Annotated in this window: 20 protein-coding genes and 1 riboswitch; of the genes, 9 read left to right on the top strand and 11 right to left on the bottom strand. The window is 64.5% G+C overall.

What is annotated here, in order from left to right; all coding sequences use genetic code 11:
* Window positions 1-110: 110 nt before the first annotated feature.
* Entirely contained in the window at window positions 111-425 is a 315-nt protein-coding gene (locus P0D80_RS44405; RefSeq protein ID WP_012432043.1) for a cell division protein ZapA, read from the bottom strand.
* Window positions 422-778, bottom strand: a complete 357-nt coding sequence (locus tag P0D80_RS44410) for an ATPase (RefSeq protein WP_408256559.1) — start codon at window positions 776-778, stop codon at window positions 422-424. Before P0D80_RS44410 ends, P0D80_RS44405 begins: the two co-directional genes overlap by 4 nt.
* A 207-nt stretch (window positions 779-985) precedes the next feature.
* A riboswitch (cobalamin riboswitch) is annotated at window positions 986-1,242 on the top strand.
* A 91-nt stretch (window positions 1,243-1,333) separates the two neighbouring features.
* Between P0D80_RS44410 and P0D80_RS44415 the strand changes: the two genes are divergently transcribed.
* From P0D80_RS44415 to cobC, 6 genes are read left to right on the top strand one after another with little or no spacing between them, the layout of a single operon-like run.
* A complete protein-coding gene (locus P0D80_RS44415; RefSeq protein WP_408293705.1) occupies window positions 1,334-3,226 on the top strand; it encodes a TonB-dependent receptor domain-containing protein in 1,893 nt (630 codons plus the stop codon).
* 39 nt (window positions 3,227-3,265) lie between these two features.
* The gene (locus P0D80_RS44420; protein ID WP_408293708.1) at window positions 3,266-4,318 is read left to right on the top strand and encodes a FecCD family ABC transporter permease; all 1,053 of its coding nucleotides are present in this window, start codon (window positions 3,266-3,268) and stop codon (window positions 4,316-4,318) included.
* Window positions 4,315-5,154 (top strand): ABC transporter ATP-binding protein, encoded by an 840-nt coding sequence (locus P0D80_RS44425; RefSeq protein WP_408293711.1) that lies wholly within the window; start codon window positions 4,315-4,317, stop codon window positions 5,152-5,154. Before P0D80_RS44420 ends, P0D80_RS44425 begins: the two co-directional genes overlap by 4 nt.
* A 37-nt stretch (window positions 5,155-5,191) precedes the next feature.
* A complete protein-coding gene (gene cobT / locus P0D80_RS44430) occupies window positions 5,192-6,253 on the top strand; it encodes a nicotinate-nucleotide--dimethylbenzimidazole phosphoribosyltransferase (RefSeq protein WP_408293714.1) in 1,062 nt (353 codons plus the stop codon).
* A 42-nt stretch (window positions 6,254-6,295) separates the two neighbouring features.
* The gene (locus tag P0D80_RS44435) at window positions 6,296-7,072 is read left to right on the top strand and encodes an adenosylcobinamide-GDP ribazoletransferase (RefSeq protein WP_408293716.1); all 777 of its coding nucleotides are present in this window, start codon (window positions 6,296-6,298) and stop codon (window positions 7,070-7,072) included.
* Window positions 7,057-7,647 carry an alpha-ribazole phosphatase gene (gene cobC, locus P0D80_RS44440; protein WP_408180700.1) on the top strand — a complete coding sequence of 197 codons (591 nt, stop codon included), beginning with the start codon at window positions 7,057-7,059 and terminating at the stop codon, window positions 7,645-7,647. Before P0D80_RS44435 ends, cobC begins: the two co-directional genes overlap by 16 nt.
* Window positions 7,648-7,674: 27 nt before the next feature.
* On the opposite strand, the gene P0D80_RS44445 is transcribed toward cobC, so the two are convergent.
* From P0D80_RS44445 to cobU, 4 genes are read right to left on the bottom strand one after another with little or no spacing between them, the layout of a single operon-like run.
* Window positions 7,675-8,586 carry a cobalamin-binding protein gene (locus P0D80_RS44445; protein WP_408293719.1) on the bottom strand — a complete coding sequence of 304 codons (912 nt, stop codon included), beginning with the start codon at window positions 8,584-8,586 and terminating at the stop codon, window positions 7,675-7,677.
* A 58-nt stretch (window positions 8,587-8,644) separates the two neighbouring features.
* On the bottom strand, window positions 8,645-9,694 hold the full coding sequence (cobD, locus tag P0D80_RS44450) for a threonine-phosphate decarboxylase CobD (protein WP_408293722.1): 1,050 nt from the start codon (window positions 9,692-9,694) through the stop codon (window positions 8,645-8,647).
* Window positions 9,695-9,698: 4 nt separating this feature from the next.
* Window positions 9,699-10,634, bottom strand: a complete 936-nt coding sequence (gene cbiB / locus P0D80_RS44455) for an adenosylcobinamide-phosphate synthase CbiB (RefSeq protein WP_408293733.1) — start codon at window positions 10,632-10,634, stop codon at window positions 9,699-9,701.
* Window positions 10,634-11,188 carry a bifunctional adenosylcobinamide kinase/adenosylcobinamide-phosphate guanylyltransferase gene (cobU, locus tag P0D80_RS44460; protein ID WP_408293725.1) on the bottom strand — a complete coding sequence of 185 codons (555 nt, stop codon included), beginning with the start codon at window positions 11,186-11,188 and terminating at the stop codon, window positions 10,634-10,636. Before cobU ends, cbiB begins: the two co-directional genes overlap by 1 nt.
* 265 nt (window positions 11,189-11,453) lie before the next feature.
* On the opposite strand from cobU, the gene P0D80_RS44465 reads away from it, so the two are divergent.
* Complete coding sequence (locus P0D80_RS44465) at window positions 11,454-12,914, top strand: cobyric acid synthase (protein ID WP_408293736.1); 1,461 nt, start codon at window positions 11,454-11,456, stop codon at window positions 12,912-12,914.
* Window positions 12,915-13,058: 144 nt separating this feature from the next.
* Complete coding sequence (locus P0D80_RS44470) at window positions 13,059-13,475, top strand: DoxX family protein (RefSeq protein ID WP_408180696.1); 417 nt, start codon at window positions 13,059-13,061, stop codon at window positions 13,473-13,475.
* A gap of 91 nt (window positions 13,476-13,566) precedes the next feature.
* On the opposite strand, the gene P0D80_RS44475 is transcribed toward P0D80_RS44470, so the two are convergent.
* The gene (locus P0D80_RS44475; protein ID WP_408180695.1) at window positions 13,567-13,986 is read right to left on the bottom strand and encodes a PaaI family thioesterase; all 420 of its coding nucleotides are present in this window, start codon (window positions 13,984-13,986) and stop codon (window positions 13,567-13,569) included.
* Window positions 13,987-14,207: 221 nt separating this feature from the next.
* Between P0D80_RS44475 and P0D80_RS44480 the strand changes: the two genes are divergently transcribed.
* On the top strand, window positions 14,208-14,846 hold the full coding sequence (locus P0D80_RS44480) for a nucleotide-binding protein (RefSeq protein WP_408180694.1): 639 nt from the start codon (window positions 14,208-14,210) through the stop codon (window positions 14,844-14,846).
* 204 nt (window positions 14,847-15,050) lie between these two features.
* Here the strand turns inward: P0D80_RS44480 and panD are convergent, their stop codons facing one another.
* The 4 genes from panD to P0D80_RS44500 all read right to left on the bottom strand — a co-directional run bounded on the left by panD (window position 15,051) and on the right by P0D80_RS44500 (window position 17,567).
* Entirely contained in the window at window positions 15,051-15,437 is a 387-nt protein-coding gene (gene panD, locus P0D80_RS44485; RefSeq protein WP_012432059.1) for an aspartate 1-decarboxylase, read from the bottom strand.
* A 50-nt stretch (window positions 15,438-15,487) separates the two neighbouring features.
* On the bottom strand, window positions 15,488-16,321 hold the full coding sequence (gene panC / locus P0D80_RS44490; RefSeq protein ID WP_408180693.1) for a pantoate--beta-alanine ligase: 834 nt from the start codon (window positions 16,319-16,321) through the stop codon (window positions 15,488-15,490).
* Between the two features lie 186 nt (window positions 16,322-16,507).
* The gene (locus P0D80_RS44495; protein WP_408180692.1) at window positions 16,508-17,377 is read right to left on the bottom strand and encodes a segregation and condensation protein A; all 870 of its coding nucleotides are present in this window, start codon (window positions 17,375-17,377) and stop codon (window positions 16,508-16,510) included.
* 4 nt (window positions 17,378-17,381) lie between these two features.
* Window positions 17,382-17,567 carry a DUF3460 family protein gene (locus P0D80_RS44500; RefSeq protein WP_007175923.1) on the bottom strand — a complete coding sequence of 62 codons (186 nt, stop codon included), beginning with the start codon at window positions 17,565-17,567 and terminating at the stop codon, window positions 17,382-17,384.
* Between the last annotated feature and the right edge of the window lie 358 nt (window positions 17,568-17,925).

Here is a 17,925-nt window from a genome sequence, read left to right on the forward strand (position 1 = left end):
AACTACCGATTGAACTCAAACGTTTGCTGAATCTTGCACGTCTTGTGCTCACGCACTCCGTTTGAATCCGCCGCCGATCTCAGGACCGGCAGCACGATAACACACGACACTTACTGCATGCTGTACTGCTCAATCACAGTACCTAACTGTTCGTTCATTTGATGCATTGTACGCCGGATTTCTTCAGCGGGAAATGCTTCTCCGTGTCTCACGCTCGATTGCAGTCTAAGCAGTTCCGATGCCAGCGACAGCGCAGCCATGACAGCAATGCGGTCCGTGCCGCGCACGTTGCTGTTATTGCGGATCTTCGACATTTCGGCGTCGACGCGTGCGACCGCTTCGAGCAGCGCCGCTTCCGTTTCCGGCGAGCAGGCGAGGCGATAGGGCACGCCGAGAATCGATACTTCGATCTGCTTGGTGGTCATGCATTTTCTCCGTGGCGGGTCACGTCGCTCTCAGCTTCGACTTCATGCTGAGCCGGCTCGAGCAGATCGAGCTGGTTGTCCGGCTCGCTGTTCGCGCGGGCACGCGGCAGCTTCTCGAGAATCGCATTCAGGCGCACCTGTGCGTCGTCGATCTTCGCCGATAGCGCGTCGCGTTCCGCCTGCAGCGCGTTACGTTCCTCGCGCAGCATCGCAAGTTCCGTGCGCGTGGCTTCGACTTCGGCGCGCGATTGGGCGAGCTGCTCTTCGAGCGCGAGTCGCGCTTCATTGTGGCGTTGGCTGATCGCAATCAGCTTGCCGATATTCTGTGAAAGTGTTTCGAGTTCGGTGAGCATGTGCTGCGTCCTCTAAAGACATCGCATTTTAGCGCGGAATGTCGCAGGTTCCGACAATTGTCTCGTTTCGAGACGTAACAACATCGCTTTGTGCAGGCTTTTATCGACCATATGATGAAAAAGTACTCACGCGTCGGACAATAGCCTGCACTTAACAGAACAGACGGCCCACGGTCCCGGCATTATTGACGGACCCCGAGGCCGCTCCTAAACTTGCCGCACTCTGGTGCCCGCGTGCGCTTTTCAACGGCGCGCGCAGTTAAACGGGAAGCAGGGCGCGCCGTTCACGTGAACGCGTCAACCTGCGCTGCCCCCGCAACGGTAAGCGACCGCATTCGTCATGCAAGTCGATTCTGATCGCGTGTTGGAAGTTCAACTCGCGAGTGTGCCACTGCGCGTCACGCGTGGGAAGGCGGAATCGATGTGTCGCCAGCCCGGATACCGGCCAGAGGGAGAGGCACGTCACGCGCGAAAATGTTAAATACGCGGGCGCCTCGTTACGCATCGGCCTGCGGGGAAGCGGGCCGCGCACGCTATCCACAGGACTTTCATCCCATGCTGTCCCCCTTCGCCCGCGCGGCGTTGCTCGCCTTCGCGGGCCTGCCGATCGTCGTGCCTGCGCAAGCTGCTCCTTCATCTTCTTCTTCGTCCTCGGCGGCGGATTCATCGGCCGCCGTGCCGTCTTCGGCGGTGCTGTCGCCCGTGGTGGTGACCGCGGAGCGCGGGCCGCAAGCACTCGCCGATGCGATCCCGCAGACGTCGCTGTTCGATCAGCAGGATATCGCCGACACCACCGCGACCGATTTGCCCGGCCTCCTGCAACTCGCGCCCGGCGCGCAAATCTCGCGTACAGGTGGCCCTGGTTCGACGACCAGCCTCTATTTGCGCGGCGCGTCGTCGACGCAATCGCTGCTGCTGATCGACGGCGTGCGGGTCGATTCGGTGAGCCTGGGTGCGCCGCAACTCGCGCAGATTCCGCTCGACCAGATCGATCACGTCGAGGTGGTGAACGGCAACGTGTCGGCGTTGTACGGCTCGGGCGCGATTGGCGGCGTGGTGCAGGTATTCACGAAAGAGGGCGGTGACCACCCGCCGCGTTTCAATTTTTCGCTGGGCTACGGCAGCTATCACACGCAGACGCAGCAGGCAGGCGTGAACGGCGCATTGGATAAAGACGGCAAGACGACCTTCAGCATTTCGCTCGCGCGGTCGAAGGACGACGGCTTCTCGTCGCTCAATCCACGTGAGGCGCCCAACGCCAATCCGAATGCGAACGGCTATCTGAACGAGAGCATCTCGGCTTCGCTGCGCCACAAGTTCAACGACAAATGGGATGCCGGCGCCAGCTACTTCCAGTCGAACGGCAACAACAGCTACGACAATGCGTACGGCGTGCCGACCGATCTGAACAACCTGTACAGCAAAGTGCGCCAGGTCTCGGTGTTCGCGAACGGCAGGCTGACCGACTGGTGGACGACGCACTTCATCGTCGCCGAAGGTGACGACCGCAGCGTGTCGAATACCAACGGCGTGTACAACGGCCGCTTCGATACCGACAATCGCCAGTACACATGGCAGAACGATTTCGCGCTGGCCGCGCAGCAGAAGTTGCAGGTCGGCTATGAGCATCTCGATCAGAGCCTCGATTCGGATACGTTCGCGGCGCCCGACCGGCATGTGGATTCGGGTTTCGTCGGCTATACGGGGCGCTTCGGGCGCAACCAGATTCAGGCCAACGTGCGGCGCGACCAGTATTCCGATTTCGGCGGAGCGAACAGTTACTATCTCGGCTATGGCTTCGACATCACCGGCCATTGGAAGGTGACCGCAAGCTATTCGGATTCGTTTCGCGCGCCGAGCTTCGACGATCTGTACTATCCGTTCAGCGGCAATCCGTTGATCCAACCGGAGCGCAGCCATTCGATCGAAGCCGCGCTGCAGTACGCATCGAATGCGCTCGGCGTGATGCGCCTGACCGCATTCCAGACGCGCTACGCGAATCTGATTAACTATGAGCAGGTGACGCCCGGTATCTATCTGGCACAGAACGTCGGCCATGCAAAGGTGCAGGGGCTCGAAGGATCGTGGAGCGGCCATGTCGGCAAGACGGACGTGCGCGCGTCGGTGACGCTGCAAAATCCCGTCGACCTCGACAACGATGCCGACCTCGTGCGGCGTGCGCGGCGCTTCGGGGCGCTGACGGTGAACCGCAGCATCGCCGCGTGGCGCGTCGGCGGCGAGTGGATCGTGAGCGGCCCGAGCAATGACAGCAGCGGCAAGCTGGGCGGCTATGGCGTGGTGAATCTGTCGGCGCGCTACAACATCACGAAAGCATGGTACGTGGCCGCGCAAATCCAGAATCTGTTGGACAAGGACTATGAAACGGCCTACTCGTATAACTCGCCGCGGCGCGGTGCGTATCTCACGGTTGGTTGGCAGCAGCAGTGAGCGAGTCGCTTCGCTAAGGTCGTGCGGATGAGCCGACACATGAGCCGACACGCGAGTTCGATGCCCGCGACACTGCGCGTGATGAGCGCGAAGCGCGCGGCCGCGATCTGGCTTGCGCTCGCCGTGATCGCGCTGGCGGTGTTGATGGCGTCGCTTGCGTTGGGCAGCGTGTCGCTTGCGCCGATGCGCGTGCTGGCGGCGCTGATGCCGTCGCATGCGTCGTCTGTCGGTTCGTCTGACTTAGCCGCCGAGATCGTCCGCACGCTGCGCCTGCCGCGCGCAGTGGCCGGTTTCGCCTGCGGCGCGTTGCTCGCGCTGGCCGGCGCGTTGCTGCAAGTGCTGCTGCGCAATCCACTCGCCGAGCCCTACGTGTTGGGCGTATCGGGCGGCGCGGCGACCTTTGCGCTGGTCGCGATGATCGCCGGTTGCGCATGGTGGATCGTCGACGCGAGCGCGTTCGCCGGCGCATTCGTGTCGATCCTGCTGGTGCTCGGCCTCGCGCGCCGCGAGTTGTGGCGCGGCGAGCCGCAGGACACGTCGCCGCGCTTGCTGTTGACTGGCGCGGTGATCGCGGCCGGCTGGGGCGCGCTCATTACCTTGTTGCTCAACCTCGCACCCGACAATCGCTTGCGCGGCATGCTGTTCTGGCTGACCGGCGACCTCAACGGCGGCACGATGCCCTGGACGGCGCTCGCCGCCCTCGCTATCGTGCTGGTTGCGATCGTGCCTGTCGCGCCGCGTCTGAATGTGCTGCTGCGTGGCGACGCCGCCGCGCAGGCGTTGGGCGTTGCGGTGATGCCGCTGCGTTTGCGGGTGTACCTGGTGGCTTCGCTGGCGGCGGCCGCGGCGGTGACGACGGCGGGCACCATTGGCTTTGTCGGACTGGTCGTGCCGCACATGCTGCGGCTCGCGTTCGGCAACGATCAGCGCATGCTGCTGCCGGCCGCGGCGCTCGGCGGCGGCGTCGCGGTGATGGGCGCGGACCTGATCGCGCGTACCGTGATCGCGCCGGCGCAGCTGCCGGTCGGCGTGATCACGTCGGTGATCGGCGTACCGGTGTTTCTGTGGATGCTCCTGCACAGGCGCCGATGATGCAAGCTCACTCCATTTCCGAATCCGTCCTCGGCGCGCAACGTTTGACCTTGCGTGTGGGCGCGCGCACTTTGCTCGACGCCTTCACGCATACCTTCTACGCAGGCGAGATCTGGTGCATCGCCGGCCCGAACGGCGCGGGCAAGACAACCTTGCTCTCCACGCTCGCGGGCTTGTTGCAACCGTCGGCGGGACATGTCGAACTCGACGGCGTGCGCCTCGCCGACTGGCCGCCGCTGCCGCTCGCGCAACGCCGCGCGCTGATGCCGCAAAACGCGCCCGACGCATTCAGCGCGAGCGTGCTCGATATCGTGATGCTCAACCGCTTCCCGCATCTCACCGGCTGGGGCTGGGAGCGCGAAGCTGATCGTGAAGCGGCGCACGCGGCGTTGGACTTGTTGGGCCTCGCCGCGTTCGCCGCGCGTGATGTGCTGTCACTCTCCGGCGGCGAGCGGCAACGCGTGGCGCTGGCGGCGGTGCTATGCCTGGAAGCGCCGTTGCTGCTGCTCGACGAGCCGTTGTCGCATCTCGATCTGCATCATCAGATCGACTGCCTCGAGGCGTTGGCCACGTGGACGCGCGAGCCTCGGCGTACAGTGATGTTTTCATGTCACGACCTGAACCTCGCGCGCCGCTTCGCCACGCATGCGCTGCTGCTCGACGGCGCGGGCGGCGCGTATGCCGGACCGGTGCACGACGTGTTGACGCCCACGCTGGCGAGCCGCGCATTCGGCTATCCGTTGATTCTGATTCGCGACGGCGAACACGAGGCGCTGATTCCCGCGCCGCGCGCGCGTCACGGATCGCCTGCCGGACATGACACGCCGGCAAGCTGATCGCTTCATTCCCACATTCTCTTTCAGACACACGCTCATGACTTCTTTGCCACGCTTGCCCGGATTGCCCGAAGTCGAACCGCTCGATCAAACGCTGCGTGACGAGCTGCAGCACATCATCGATACCAAGACGAAGCCGCCCGGCAGTCTCGGCCGGCTCGAAACGCTCGCGTGTCAGATGGGCCTGATTCAGCGCACGACGCGTCCCACCGTGACGCGCCCGGCGATGATCGTCTTCGCCGGCGATCACGGTGTCGCCGAAGAGGGCGTGAGCCCTTATCCGCAGGCGGTGACCGCGCAGATGGTCGTCAACTTCCTCGCCGGCGGCGCGGCGATCAATGCGTTGAGCCGCGTCTCGGGCATCGAGCTCGAAGTCGTCAACGCGGGCATTGCGACGCCGTTGCCGTCGACGGCGGGTCTCGTCGACATTCCCGTCGCGGCCGGCACGCGCAATTTCGCGCGCGAGCCGGCCATGAGCCGCGACCAGGCACTCGCTGCGATGCAGGCGGGCGCGGCGCGCGTGCGGCATCACGCGGCGCTCGGCACCAATGTGATCGGTTTCGGGGAGATGGGGATTGCGAACACCTCGGCGGCCGCGTGTCTGATGAGCCGGCTGTGCCGCGTGCCGATCGACGAATGCGTCGGCCGCGGCACGGGTCTCGACAACGCGGGGCTCGCGAGGAAGCGCAACGTGCTGGCCTCGGCGCTCGCACGTCACCCCGTGTCCACCGATCCGCTCGACGTGCTTGCCACCTTCGGCGGCTTCGAGATCGCGATGATGGCGGGCGCCTATCTCGCGGCCGCCGAGGCACGTATGACGATTCTGGTCGATGGCTTCATCGCGACCTCGGCCTTGCTGATCGCCGACGCCTTCGCGCCGAGCATTCGCGAGTATTGCGTATTTGCGCATGCGTCGAACGAAGCGGGGCATCGGCGCATGCTCGATCATTTCGGCGCGCTGCCGTTGCTGTCGCTCGACATGCGTCTTGGCGAAGGCACTGGCGCGGCGCTCGCGGTGCCGCTGTTGCGCGCGGCAACGGCGTTCGTCAACGAAATGGCGAGCTTCGAATCGGCCGGCGTCGCGAATCGCGATGCGTGATCCGCTTGATCCTTCAGACAGAAACGCTCGACCGGCACACACATGAATCCGCTCGCGGAACTGCGCTATTTCTTCACGGCGCTCGGCTATTTCACGCGCGTGCCTGTGCCGCGCTGGGTTGGCTATGAGCCGCACTACCTGAACGCGGCGGCGCGTTATTTTCCGCTCGTCGGCGTATTGATCGGCGGACTGAGCGCGGTGGTCTATCTCGCCGCGCTGCGCGTATTTCCCGCGGGCGTGGCGGTGCTGCTGTCGATGGCCGCGTCGCTGCTCGTGACCGGCGCGTTCCACGAGGACGGTCTGGCTGATTGCGTCGATGCGTTCGGTGGCGCCTATACGCGCGAAGATGTATTGCGAATCATGCATGACTCGCGCATCGGCGCTTTCGGCGCTATCGCGCTCGTCATCGCGCTTGCATTGAAGTGGCAGACGCTCGTTGCATTGCCGCCGATGCGTGCCGCAAGTCTGATGATTGCCGCGCACGCGGCGAGCCGTAGCTGTGCGATCAGCTACCTGGCTACGCTCGATTACGTGCGTGCCGAAGGCAAGGCCAAACCGGTGGCGCAGCGCCTGAGCGCGGGTGCGTTCATGTGCGCCGCGATATTCGGCTTGCCGTGGCTGCTGTGGCCGAACGGGCTCGCTGCGCCGGACTGGCGCTTCGCGGGCTCGGTGGCCGTGGTTCTGCTCGTACTTCGCGTGGCAATGGGCCGTTATTTCGTCAGACGCATTGGCGGTTATACCGGCGATTGCCTCGGTTTCGCGCAGCAAGTTTTCGAATTGAGCATCTACCTGGTGGGGCTCGCATGGATATCGTCCTGATTCGTCATCCCGCGGTCGCGCTCGATGCGGGCGTGTGTTACGGCCACAGCGACGTGGCGCTCGCCGAAGATGCCGAGGTATCGTCCACCGCGCTCGCCCTGAAGCTCGCGACTTTGCAGGTGCCCGCGCCACGCGTGCTGATGTCGAGTCCGTTGAAACGCTGCTCGGCGCTCGCCGCCGAGTTGGCGAACGACTTCGGCTCCGTGATCAGTCACGACGACCGTCTGATGGAAATGAACTTCGGCGATTGGGAAGCGCAACGCTGGGACGCTATCGATCGCGAATTGCTCGACGACTGGGCGGCCAACTTCGAACACGCGCGCGCGCATGGTGGCGAGAGCGTCGCGCAATTCGTCGCGCGGGTACGTGCATGGCTCGACGCATTCGCGCTCACGCGCGAGTTGTCGCCGGCCTATGTGGTCACGCACGCGGGTGTAATGCGGGCGATCGCGTCGATCGTGCTGGACGTGCCGCTGGAACGCTGTCTGCGATGGTCGCTCGATATGAGCGGGATCGTCTGGTTGCGCAGAAACGATGCAACGCAGCAGTGGTCGTTGGTGCGCTGGAATGCGTGAGGCGGATCGCGGCTGATCGCCCGCGCGTTACTGCGCGCCAGGCTTTCTGCGTAAGCGCGCCACTTCGAGGTCTTCGCACATTTGCTTCGCGCCCTGCGCAATGCGCGGCGCCGGGCGGTTGATCAGATCCCCGTCGATAGCGAACAGATTGTTGTTTGCCACCGCTGTCAGGCTCGGCCATGCGCGCCATGTGCCGAGTTGCGGCAAGGTGGTGTCCGGTTTGGTCGCGCCCGGTCCCGCCGTGACGATCGCTTCCGGATTCGCCGCGAGCACTGCTTCGGTCGAGACGGTCGGCACCAGCGGTTCAAGTTTGGCGAACACGTTGCGGCCACCGCACAGCGCAATCACGTCGCTGACCATGTGCTCGCCGTTGAGCGTCATCAACGGTTGGTCCCACACCTGATAGAACACGCTGACGGGCGGACGGCTCGCATACTGGTTGCGCAGTTTCGCGATGTCCAGACGGTAGGCGGCCGCCGCCGCATCCGCCGCCGATGACGTGCCGAGCAGTTGTCCAAGCTTCGTCAACGACACGGCCACGTCGTCGAGATGATGCGGCTCGCTGAAGAACAGCGGAATGTGCATCTCGCGCAGTCGATCGAGCTGACGCTGCGCATTGCCATGCCGCCACACCACGATCAGATCGGGCTTGAGTGCGACGATGCGCTCAAGGTCGAGCGCCTTGTTATCGCCGACGCGCGGCAACTGTTTCGCCTCGGGCGGATAGTCGCTGTACGACACGGCGCCGACCACTTTCGCGCCGCCGCCCGCGGCATACAGCAATTCGGTGACGTGCGGCGCGAGGCTGATGACGCGTTGCGCGGGAGCGGGCAGGGTGACGGTTGCGCCGGTATCGTCGGTGACGGAGATGGCGGCATGCGCGTGCAGTGCGTTGACGAAGACCGCGGCGGCGAAGGTGAAGCGGGCGAGTCGGTTCATCGGGGGAGGCTGCGGGGCGCGTAGTTATTGTGGGGGCGAGGGCTTCGTATTCTTTGAATCAGCACGCTCGCGTTGCATCGATCTCTCGTACGGCTTCGCACAAGCTCTCTTCGAAGCGTGTCCATTCGGTTTCGCTCGCAGGTAAGCCGAATCGGACGCTGCCCGACGAAGTGAACAGACGCGTCCATACGCCGCGTCGTGCGAGGGCTTCATGCAAAGCGGCGGCGTGCGCGTCGTCGGTCCACGCGAAGAGCGGTGTGCCGCGTGTGTCGAAGCCTTGTGCATGCAGCAAGTCGACCAGTCGCGCGCTTTCGGCATCGAGCCGAATGCGCATATCCCGTTGCCAGGCTTCATCGGCGAAGGCGGCTTTGACGGCGTGGCGGGCCGGACCACTGACCGTCCAAGCGCCGAGCGTGACGCGCAAACTTTGGAGCAAAGCAGGCACGCCGAGTACGAATCCCGCGCGGACGCCGGCGAGGCCGAAGAATTTCCCCGGTGAGCGCAACACGATCAAGCCTTCGCGATGCGTGCTCGCGGCGAGCGACGCCGACGGCATCGTATCGGCGAAGGCCTCATCGACCAGCAGCGTGCCGCCGCGCGCGCTCAACTGCTCATGCCAGTGCAACAACCTTGCGGCGCTCAGATGCGCGGCGGTCGGATTGTTCGGATTCACGACGACTACATGCATGAGCGCTTCGGGCAATGTTTCCCAGCCGACATCGAGCGGCATCACTTCATGGCCGCTGCGTTTGAACGCAGGCGCGTATTCGCTATACGTAAGCGGCGCGATGCCGACGCACGCGCGCGGCAGCAGCGCGGGCAGCGCGCGAATCGCCGCCTGGCTGCCTGCGACGGGCAGCACATGTGCGGCATCGGGCGCGCGGTAGTAGCGCGCGGCGCAGGCGGCGAAATCGTCGCCGTCGTCGGGCAGGCGGCGCCAGGCATCGGCGGGAATCGGCGGGACCGGAAAGCCGTGCGGATTGATGCCCGTCGACAGGTCGAGCCATTGCTCGTATGGAATGCCATAGCGGCTGGCCGCTTCGTGCAGGTTGCCGCCATGCACGACCGCGTCGATCGCGGTGCCCGTTTCGTTCGCGCGACTGCTCATTCGCTCAACCATGAAAGGGCACGCTCAACAGCGCCAGCACGATCAGCACCGCAAGCCACAGAATGACCGTGCGCTCGACCAGAGCCAACGCGGCGGTCACGTGGCTGGCTTTCGCGGAATGCCCGAAGCCGAGCGTCGGCCGGTGTTCGAGCGCGCCGTGATACACCGCCGGCCCGCCGATCAACACGTTCAGACTGCCTGCGCCGGCGGCCATCACCGGTCCGGCGTTCGGGCTGTCCCAGCGCGGCGCCTGCTCGCGCCAGCAGCGCCACGCGGTGCGCGTGTCGCCGAGCAGCGCATAGCTGGCGGCGGTCAGACGCGCGGGAATCCAGTTGAGCACATCGTCGATGCGCGCGGCCGCCCAACCGTAGCGCAAATAGCGCGGCGTGCGATAACCCCACATCGCGTCGAGCGTGTTGGCGAGACGAAACGCGAGCGCGCCCGGACCGCCTGCAATGGCGAACCAGAACAGCGCGCCGAAGATCGCGTCGTTGCCGTTTTCGAGCGCCGATTCGACGGCGGCGCGCGACAACGCGCCTTCGTCGGCATCCGCGGTTTCGCGTGAGACGATGCGCGCGGTCAGCAAACGCGCTTGTGGGAGATCGCGCCGCGCCAACGCCTGAGCGATCGGCGCGATGTGATCGTGCAGACTGCGCGCGCCGAGCGCGAACCACAGCAACAGCACATGCACCACGCAGGCCGCAAAAAACGGCAGCAGAGCGACCAGACACCATGCGATCAGCACCGGCGGCATTACCGCCAGCGACCACGCCAGCAGACCTTTGAGCCTTAAGCGCCGGCCGGTGTTGTAGCGCGTTTCGAGACGCGTCGCCCATTTGCCGAAGCCCACCAGCGGATGCGCCGCGCGCGGCTCGCCGAACCAACGGTCGACGACGACGCCCGCGGTGGCCAGCGTCACGAGAAGCGGGAGCGAGAGCATCACGCGTGGCTCGCGGTTTTCAGCGCGAGCGGCAAACCGGCGACCATCATCGTGGCCTGGGTGCTCAACGCGGCGATGCGCTGATTGAGCCGGCCGAGTTCATCGACGTAAAGACGCGTGGCCGCGCCGAGCGGCACCACGCCGAGGCCGATTTCGTTGCTGACCACGATGAGCTTGCCTTTGGAATTGACGAGCGCCGCTTCGAACGCGGCGACCTGCGCGCGATATTGATCGAGCGGCAAGCCTTCGCCTTCGGGCGGGCAGAGCAGATTGGCGAGCCACAGCGTCAGGCAATCGATCAGGATGCAGTGGCCGGGCGCGTCGCTTTGCGTCACGGCGCCGGCGAGATCGACGCCCGCTTCGAACAACTGCCAATGCGCCGGACGCCGCTCGCGATGGTGGGCGATGCGCGCGCGGAATTCGGCGTCGTCCGTTACGCGCGCGGTGGCGATGTAGGTAACGGGCAGGGCGCTGTCGCTGGCAAGCTGTTCGGCGTGCACGCTCTTGCCTGAGCGGGCGCCGCCGAGAACGAAGGTGAGGTCACGGGGAGTCATCGCGTGATTGTACCGGCGTGCAGCGCGGGCCGGCGCGATGGGATAATGCCGCGTTCGAGGCGGTCCACGCGCTGCGCTGCTGCATGAAGGATGCGTTGCCGCTTGACTCAACGACTGTCCGATTTGCGTGGCCGACTGACCGGCACGGACTGCCTGACTGCCCGATCCATTGCCTGAATTGATGCCTGTTCACCGCCGAGCCCGAGAATCCGTGACCACCACTTCGACCCCGCCTGACGCCGTACCCGTGCCGCGCGGTACGCTGATGATCCAAGGCACCACGTCCGATGCGGGCAAGAGCACGCTGGTCGCCGGTCTGTGCCGGCTCGCGCGCCGCGCCGGGGTGCGGGTCGCGCCGTTCAAGCCGCAGAACATGGCGCTCAACAGCGCGGTGACGGTGGACGGCGGCGAGATCGGCCGCGCCCAGGCCTTGCAGGCGGTCGCCGCGGGCATTGCCGCGCACACCGATCTGAACCCGGTGCTGCTGAAACCGACGAGCGATCGCGGCGCGCAGGTGATCATCCACGGCAAGGCGCGCATGAATCTCGACGCGCGGGCGTATCACGACTACAAACCCGTCGCGTTCGAAGCGGTGCTGCAATCGTATGCGCGTCTGCAGGCGTCGTATGAGACGATTTTTGTCGAAGGCGCGGGCAGTCCGGCGGAAATCAATTTGCGCGATCGCGACATCGCCAACATGGGTTTCGCGGAGGCGGTCGATTGCCCGGTCGTGCTGGTGGCCGATATCGACCGCGGCGGCGTCTTCGCCCATCTCACGGGCACGCTCGCGTGTCTGTCGGCGAGCGAGCAGGCGCGGGTGCGCGGTTTCATCATCAACCGCTTTCGCGGCGACGTCAGTTTGCTGAAGCCCGGTTTGGACTGGCTCGAAGCGAAGACCGGCAAACCGGTGCTCGGCGTCGTTCCCTATCTGCACGGCCTGACGCTCGACGCCGAAGACATGCTGCCGCCCGAATTGCGCGCGGCGCACAGCGGCGGCGCGGCGCGCATGCTGCGAGTGGTCGTGCCGGTGCTGCCGCACATCAGCAATCACACGGATTTCGACGCGTTGCGCGCGCATCCGCAGGTCGATTTTCATTACGTGCGAAGCGGTACGCCGGTGCCGCCGGCCGATCTGATCATTTTGCCTGGCTCGAAGAACGTGCCCGGCGACCTGGCGTTTTTGCGCGCGCAAGGCTGGGACGCGGTGCTGCAAAAGCATTTGCGTTATGGCGGCCGTGTGATCGGCATTTGCGGCGGCATGCAGATGCTCGGGCGCGAGGTGGCCGATCCGCATGGTGTGGAGGGCGCGCCGGGGACGTCGGCGGGACTCGGCTGGCTCGACTACTCGACGGTGCTCACGCGTGAGAAGACGCTGAAGAACGTGACCGGACGCCTGGCGTTGCCCGGTTCGCCCGACGTGGCCGGCTACGAGATTCATATGGGCGAGACGCGCGGCCCGGCGCTCGACGCGCCCGCGCTGCGATTGGGCGACACGCAGGCGGCGTATCCCGACGGCGCGATTTCCGCCGATGGCCAGATTCTCGCGACTTACGTGCACGGTCTGTTCGACACGCCGGCCGCGTGCGCCGCCTTGCTCGCTTGGGCAGGTTTGACCGACGCCGAGGAAATCGATTACCCGGCGTTGCGCGAGGCGTCGTTGGAACGTCTCGCGGATACGCTCGCGCAGCATCTCGATCTGCCGAAATTGTTTGCGGCGATTGGGTGATGGGGCGTCGAGCGCGCAGTGCCGATTAAATCCTGTTGGGAAATAATCAAAGCCTGTAGAGCGGTTTTTCACCTCATATGGTTCGAATAGAGTTCTGACATCGACGGCCGCCTCGGGACCGTCTCTCTCGACAAGGATCTCGTCATGAACTCGAACCGCTCCGCCGATCTGGCCGCTTTACTCCTTCGCGTCGCCTTGGGCGTGCTGTATCTCGCTCACAGTCTGCAAAAGATTTTCGTCTTCACGCTGCCCGGCACGGCGCAGTTCTTCGTCTCGCTCGGTTTGCCCGGTTGGCTCGGCTACGTGACGGCGTTCGTCGAATTGTTCGGCGGCATTGCGCTGCTGCTCGGCGTGCAGGTCCGCTGGGTCGCGCTGGTGCTGCTGCCGTTCATGCTCGGCGCGATGTCGCAGCATCTGCATAACGGCTGGGGTTTCGCATCGCCGAACGGCGGCTGGGAATATCCGGCGTTCTGGGCGGTGACGTTGGTAGTGCAATCGCTGCTTGGTGGCGGAGCGCTGGCGTTTAGTGGGGTGAAGGCGCCGCGGGCGGTGGCTGCCTGATCGGTCCACACTTGTAATCAAAGGCACGCGCCCGGAAGGCCGCGTGCTTTTTTTTCATGGCGCGACGCCGCGCTGCGCCACGTTGATGCACTCAATACAACACCATCTGCGTACAGCGAAACAACGCCATCGTCTTGCCGTTCGGATCGGTGACCGTGGCGTCCCACACTTGCGTGTTGCGCCCGAGATGCACGCCTTTCGCGACCGCGCGAATCGTCCCTTCCGTCGCCGTGCCGAGAAAATTGCTTTTCAGCTCGATGGTCGTGAAATTGCGCGCCGTCTGCGGCAGATGCGCGATGCAGGCGTAGCCGCAGGCGGTATCGGCGAGACCGATCACGGTGGCGGCATGCAAAAACCCGTTCGGCGCGAGCAATTCCTTGCGCACGGTCAATTCCGCGGTTAGGACGCCTTCTTCCAGCGACAGCACATGCACGCCCAGCAAGGCGGGCAGCGAGCCTTCCTGGCGTTCGTGGAGGTGTTCGACGGTGCATTCCGGGCGGAGTTTGCTCATGAGATTCGGTTCCTCGATGGAAAAATCGGCGGGACACGGCGGCCAATTACCCGTTTGGGGGCTTCGGCCAACGTGCATTTGTCGATATTATCAACGGCTGGGTCGGCAAGTGGACCTGAACCCGGCACGAGTCCGGCACGAATGCGGGCACACTTGCGCAGGTCAGAGCAAATACGCGGCAAACCGGCTGGCGGCGTCCAGCCTTCTTTCCGGGAGAATTCATGACGGTGATCGTGGTGGCGAATCCGAAGGGCGGCGTGGGTAAAAGCACGCTGGCGACCAATCTGGCCGGCTATTTCGCCGCGGCCGGCGAATGGGTCGCGCTGGCGGACCTGGACAAGCAGCAGTCCGCGCACGCGTGGCTGTCGCTGCGGCCCGACACGCTGCCGGCCATCGAAAGCTGGGAAGTCAATCAGGACGCGCCGGCCAGACCGCCCAAAGGGCTGGAGCACGCTGTCATCGACACGCCGGCCGGGCTGCACGGCAATCGTCTGAGTATCGCGCTGGATCTGGCCGACAAGGTGATCGTGCCGCTCCAGCCGTCCATGTTCGATATTCTGGCCACCCAGGAATTCCTTGAGCGGCTTGCCAAGGAGAAAGCGGTCAGGAAAGGCGCGATCGAAATCGGCGTAGTCGGCATGCGCGTCGATGCGCGCACGCGCTCGGCGGAGCAACTGCACCGCTTTGTCGAGGGTTTGAAGCTGCCGGTGCTGGGCTTCTTGCGCGACACGCAGAATTACGTGCAACTGGCGGCCCACGGGCTGACCTTGTGGGACGTCGCGAAAAGCCGCGTGGAGAAGGATCTGGAACAGTGGCAGCCGATCGTCGAGTGGACTAACGGCACGGGCAAGAAGGGTTGAAGCGGCAGGGCAGGCGGCTTGGCCGCCCGCTGCATGATGATGCGGCCGACGTTGTTAATCCTGAGGGCTTCGCGCGAGGCGTGCGCCAGTGGACTACGAGTTGCTCTGGTCCAGATCTGCGTCTGACGCCCCTGCGCTGTGGCTCGCCCTAGACAACCCTCCGCGCGGCGAGCGTAACGAACGCTCAATTGAACAACAGCGCGCTCAGGTCCAGTTCTGCGTCGGTACGTGATCGCGGCTGCCCTTGATCTTGTTGTTGTCGTCCACGAATACCAGGTCCGGCTTCCAGCCGGCCTTCAGTTCCGCTTCATCCACCACCGCGAACGCCGCAATGATCACCAGATCGCCCAGCTGCGCGCGCCGCGCGGCCGAGCCGTTCAGCGAAATCATGCCGCTGCCGCGTTCGCCCTTGATCGCATAGGTCGAGAAACGCTCGCCGTTGTTGATGTTCCAGATGTCGATCCGCTCGTTTTCGACGATGTTCGCCGCTTCCAGCAGATCTTCATCGATCGCGCACGAGCCTTCGTAGTGCAGCTCGCAGTGCGTGACCGCGACGCGGTGGATCTTCGACTTCAGCATGTTGCGTTGCATGACCAATCCTGTGTGATTTCTTATGCGTGTCTACGCTATCTAAGACGGCTTCAGATTTCGAGGTTGTCGATAAGACGAGTGGCGCCAAGCTTGGCGGCGGCCAGCACGACCAGTTCCGCGTTCGCATCTTGCGGACCCGGCGGCAGCAGATCCGAGCGCTTGCGCACTGCGATGTAGTCGGGTTGCCAGCCGCGCGCGGCAAGAGCCGCCATCGCCGCCTGTTCGATTTTTGCGAAGTCGCGCTCGCCCGAAAGCACGGCATCGCGCACGCGATTCAGTTCAGCGGCCAGCATCGGCGCCTCGGCGCGCTCGGCGGCCTGCAGATAGCGATTGCGCGAGCTGAGCGCGAGGCCGTCGGTGTCACGCACGGTTTCGGCGGCGATGATGTCGGTGGGCAGCGCGAACTGGTGGCACATGCGGCGCACGATCATCAACTGCTGGTAATCCTTCTTGCCGAACACGGCGACGCGCGGCTGCACGCACGACATCAGCTTCATCACCACTGTGCACACGCCCTGGAAGAAACCGGGCCGGAATTCGCCTTCGAGGATGTCGCCCAGATCGTGCGGCGGATGCACGCGGTACTCCTGCGGCTCCGGATACAGATCCTTTTCCGTCGGCGCGAACAGCACGTAGACGTTTTCCTTCTGGAGCTTTTCGATGTCCGCTTCCATCGTGCGCGGGTATTTGTCGAAATCCTCATTCGGACCGAACTGCAGCCGGTTGACGAAGATGCTCGCCACGACCGGATCGCCGTGCTGGCGAGCGAGCCGCATCAGCGACAGATGGCCCTCGTGCAGGTTGCCCATGGTCGGCACAAAGGCCGTGCGATTCTGGCCGCGCAACTGGTCGCGCAATTCATGGATCGAGCTGATGACTTTCATGATCGGACAGGGATTTCCTCGCGCGGCGCAAGACTCGGTGGGCGCAAAACCCTTGGGATTGCGCGGCCCGCGGCCTCACTGGTAATGACAGGTTCGGAGCGCCGGATTGTAGTGGATTTGCGTGCCTGCCGCACCGAAAAGAGGCACCTTCTCCCGCCGGGCGGAATTGCGCCCGGTTCGAGGGCTTCAGGCGGGCAGATAGGCGAGGCGCACATAGATCGGTGCGAACGGCTCCGCCTGGGTGATTTCGACGAGCGATTCACGGCACAGCTCGAGCACGGCGATGAAATTCACCACCACCACCGGCACGCCCTTGCTCGTGTCGAACAGGTCGGAGAACTCGATGAAGCGCGCGTTCTGCAGTTGCCGCAGGATCGAGCTCATATGCTCGCGCACCGACAGCTCTTCGCGCGAAATCTTGTGATGCTGGACCAGCTTGGCGCGCTTGATCACGTCGGCCCACGCGGCGCGCAGGTCCTCGCTGTTCACGTCCGGAAAACGCGGCGTGATGCTTTGCTCGATGTAGACCTCGGCGCGCAGGAAATCGCGCCCGAGTTGGGGCAACTGGTCGATGCGCTGCGCGGCGAGCTTCATCTGCTCGTATTCGAGCAGGCGCCGCACGAGTTCCGCGCGCGGATCCTCGGCTTCTTCGCCGCTGTCGGCCTTCTTCACCGGCAGCAGCATGCGCGATTTGATCTCGATCAGCATCGCGGCCATGAGCAGATACTCGGACGCGAGTTCGAGATTGGTCTGACGCAACTGGTCGACGTAGCCGAGGTATTGCACCGTGACGTCTGCCATCGGGATGTCGAGCACGTTGAAGTTCTGCTTGCGGATCAGGTACAGCAACAGATCCAGCGGTCCTTCGAACGTTTCGAGAAACACCTCGAGCGCGTCCGGCGGGATGTACAGATCCGTCGGCAGCTTGAAGAGCGGCTCGCCGTACAGGCGTGCGAAAGCAATGCCGTCGACGATGTCCGGTGTCGAATCGGTGGCGGGCGCGGCGAGCGCGGCGTCGGCCGGCGCTGCGCCGTGTGCCTCGTCGGCGTGACTCACGCGCTTAGAAGTTTTGATAGTACGAGTAAGGCGTCTGTTCTACGCGCGAGGCTTTTTGCTCGGCGCGTTCTTCCAGATCGATCGGCTGTTTGTCCCACAGCAGCGCGCGGCCGCGGCGTTGTTCGGCTTCCAGATTGGGTTTCTGTTGCTTGAGCTGGTTCAGGAACTGGGTGATGTCCGATTGATACATGGCTCGACGTCCGTGGTGTAGGAATTGGCGGCTGCCCGGCGCTCATTGGCCCGTTGCCTCGCGCGGCGCCGCTGCTATTCCATAATTTTACCGCATGCGCGGCGCGCGGTCGAAAAACGGCGGCCAGGCCGGGCGGGCGGCGCGTGAAAATAGCCGGAACCCGCGTGGCAGGGCGTGCGTCAAAGGCGGGCGCGTCGGCGGGCGCGTCGGCGGGCGTGGCGGTGTTGCGGCTGTTGTGGGCGTTGCGGGCGTTGTGGGTGCTTGGCGTTAGCGCGACACGGTGGCATTGGTGTCCGCATCGGCTAAGCGGCACTGGCACTGGCACTGGCACTGGCACTGGCACTGGCACTGGCGCTGG

This window comes from Paraburkholderia sp. RL17-373-BIF-A (assembly GCF_046030175.1).
In the GTDB taxonomy this organism is placed as follows: Bacteria; Pseudomonadota; Gammaproteobacteria; order Burkholderiales; family Burkholderiaceae; genus Paraburkholderia.

What these genes read in the sequence shown, in the direction of transcription:
- P0D80_RS44405 (WP_012432043.1), bottom strand. Translation starts at nt 425, where the DNA reads ATGACCACCAAGCAGATCGAAGTATCGATTCTCGGCGTGCCCTATCGC.
- P0D80_RS44410 (WP_408256559.1), bottom strand. Translation starts at nt 778, where the DNA reads ATGCTCACCGAACTCGAAACACTTTCACAGAATATCGGCAAGCTGATT.
- P0D80_RS44415 (WP_408293705.1), top strand. Translation starts at nt 1,334, where the DNA reads ATGCTGTCCCCCTTCGCCCGCGCGGCGTTGCTCGCCTTCGCGGGCCTG.
- P0D80_RS44420 (WP_408293708.1), top strand. Translation starts at nt 3,266, where the DNA reads ATGAGCCGACACGCGAGTTCGATGCCCGCGACACTGCGCGTGATGAGC.
- P0D80_RS44425 (WP_408293711.1), top strand. Translation starts at nt 4,315, where the DNA reads ATGATGCAAGCTCACTCCATTTCCGAATCCGTCCTCGGCGCGCAACGT.
- cobT (WP_408293714.1), top strand. Translation starts at nt 5,192, where the DNA reads ATGACTTCTTTGCCACGCTTGCCCGGATTGCCCGAAGTCGAACCGCTC.
- P0D80_RS44435 (WP_408293716.1), top strand. Translation starts at nt 6,296, where the DNA reads ATGAATCCGCTCGCGGAACTGCGCTATTTCTTCACGGCGCTCGGCTAT.
- cobC (WP_408180700.1), top strand. Translation starts at nt 7,057, where the DNA reads ATGGATATCGTCCTGATTCGTCATCCCGCGGTCGCGCTCGATGCGGGC.
- P0D80_RS44445 (WP_408293719.1), bottom strand. Translation starts at nt 8,586, where the DNA reads ATGAACCGACTCGCCCGCTTCACCTTCGCCGCCGCGGTCTTCGTCAAC.
- cobD (WP_408293722.1), bottom strand. Translation starts at nt 9,694, where the DNA reads ATGAGCAGTCGCGCGAACGAAACGGGCACCGCGATCGACGCGGTCGTG.
- cbiB (WP_408293733.1), bottom strand. Translation starts at nt 10,634, where the DNA reads ATGCTCTCGCTCCCGCTTCTCGTGACGCTGGCCACCGCGGGCGTCGTC.
- cobU (WP_408293725.1), bottom strand. Translation starts at nt 11,188, where the DNA reads ATGACTCCCCGTGACCTCACCTTCGTTCTCGGCGGCGCCCGCTCAGGC.
- P0D80_RS44465 (WP_408293736.1), top strand. Translation starts at nt 11,454, where the DNA reads ATGATCCAAGGCACCACGTCCGATGCGGGCAAGAGCACGCTGGTCGCC.
- P0D80_RS44470 (WP_408180696.1), top strand. Translation starts at nt 13,059, where the DNA reads ATGAACTCGAACCGCTCCGCCGATCTGGCCGCTTTACTCCTTCGCGTC.
- P0D80_RS44475 (WP_408180695.1), bottom strand. Translation starts at nt 13,986, where the DNA reads ATGAGCAAACTCCGCCCGGAATGCACCGTCGAACACCTCCACGAACGC.
- P0D80_RS44480 (WP_408180694.1), top strand. Translation starts at nt 14,208, where the DNA reads ATGACGGTGATCGTGGTGGCGAATCCGAAGGGCGGCGTGGGTAAAAGC.
- panD (WP_012432059.1), bottom strand. Translation starts at nt 15,437, where the DNA reads ATGCAACGCAACATGCTGAAGTCGAAGATCCACCGCGTCGCGGTCACG.
- panC (WP_408180693.1), bottom strand. Translation starts at nt 16,321, where the DNA reads ATGAAAGTCATCAGCTCGATCCATGAATTGCGCGACCAGTTGCGCGGC.
- P0D80_RS44500 (WP_007175923.1), bottom strand. Translation starts at nt 17,567, where the DNA reads ATGTATCAATCGGACATCACCCAGTTCCTGAACCAGCTCAAGCAACAG.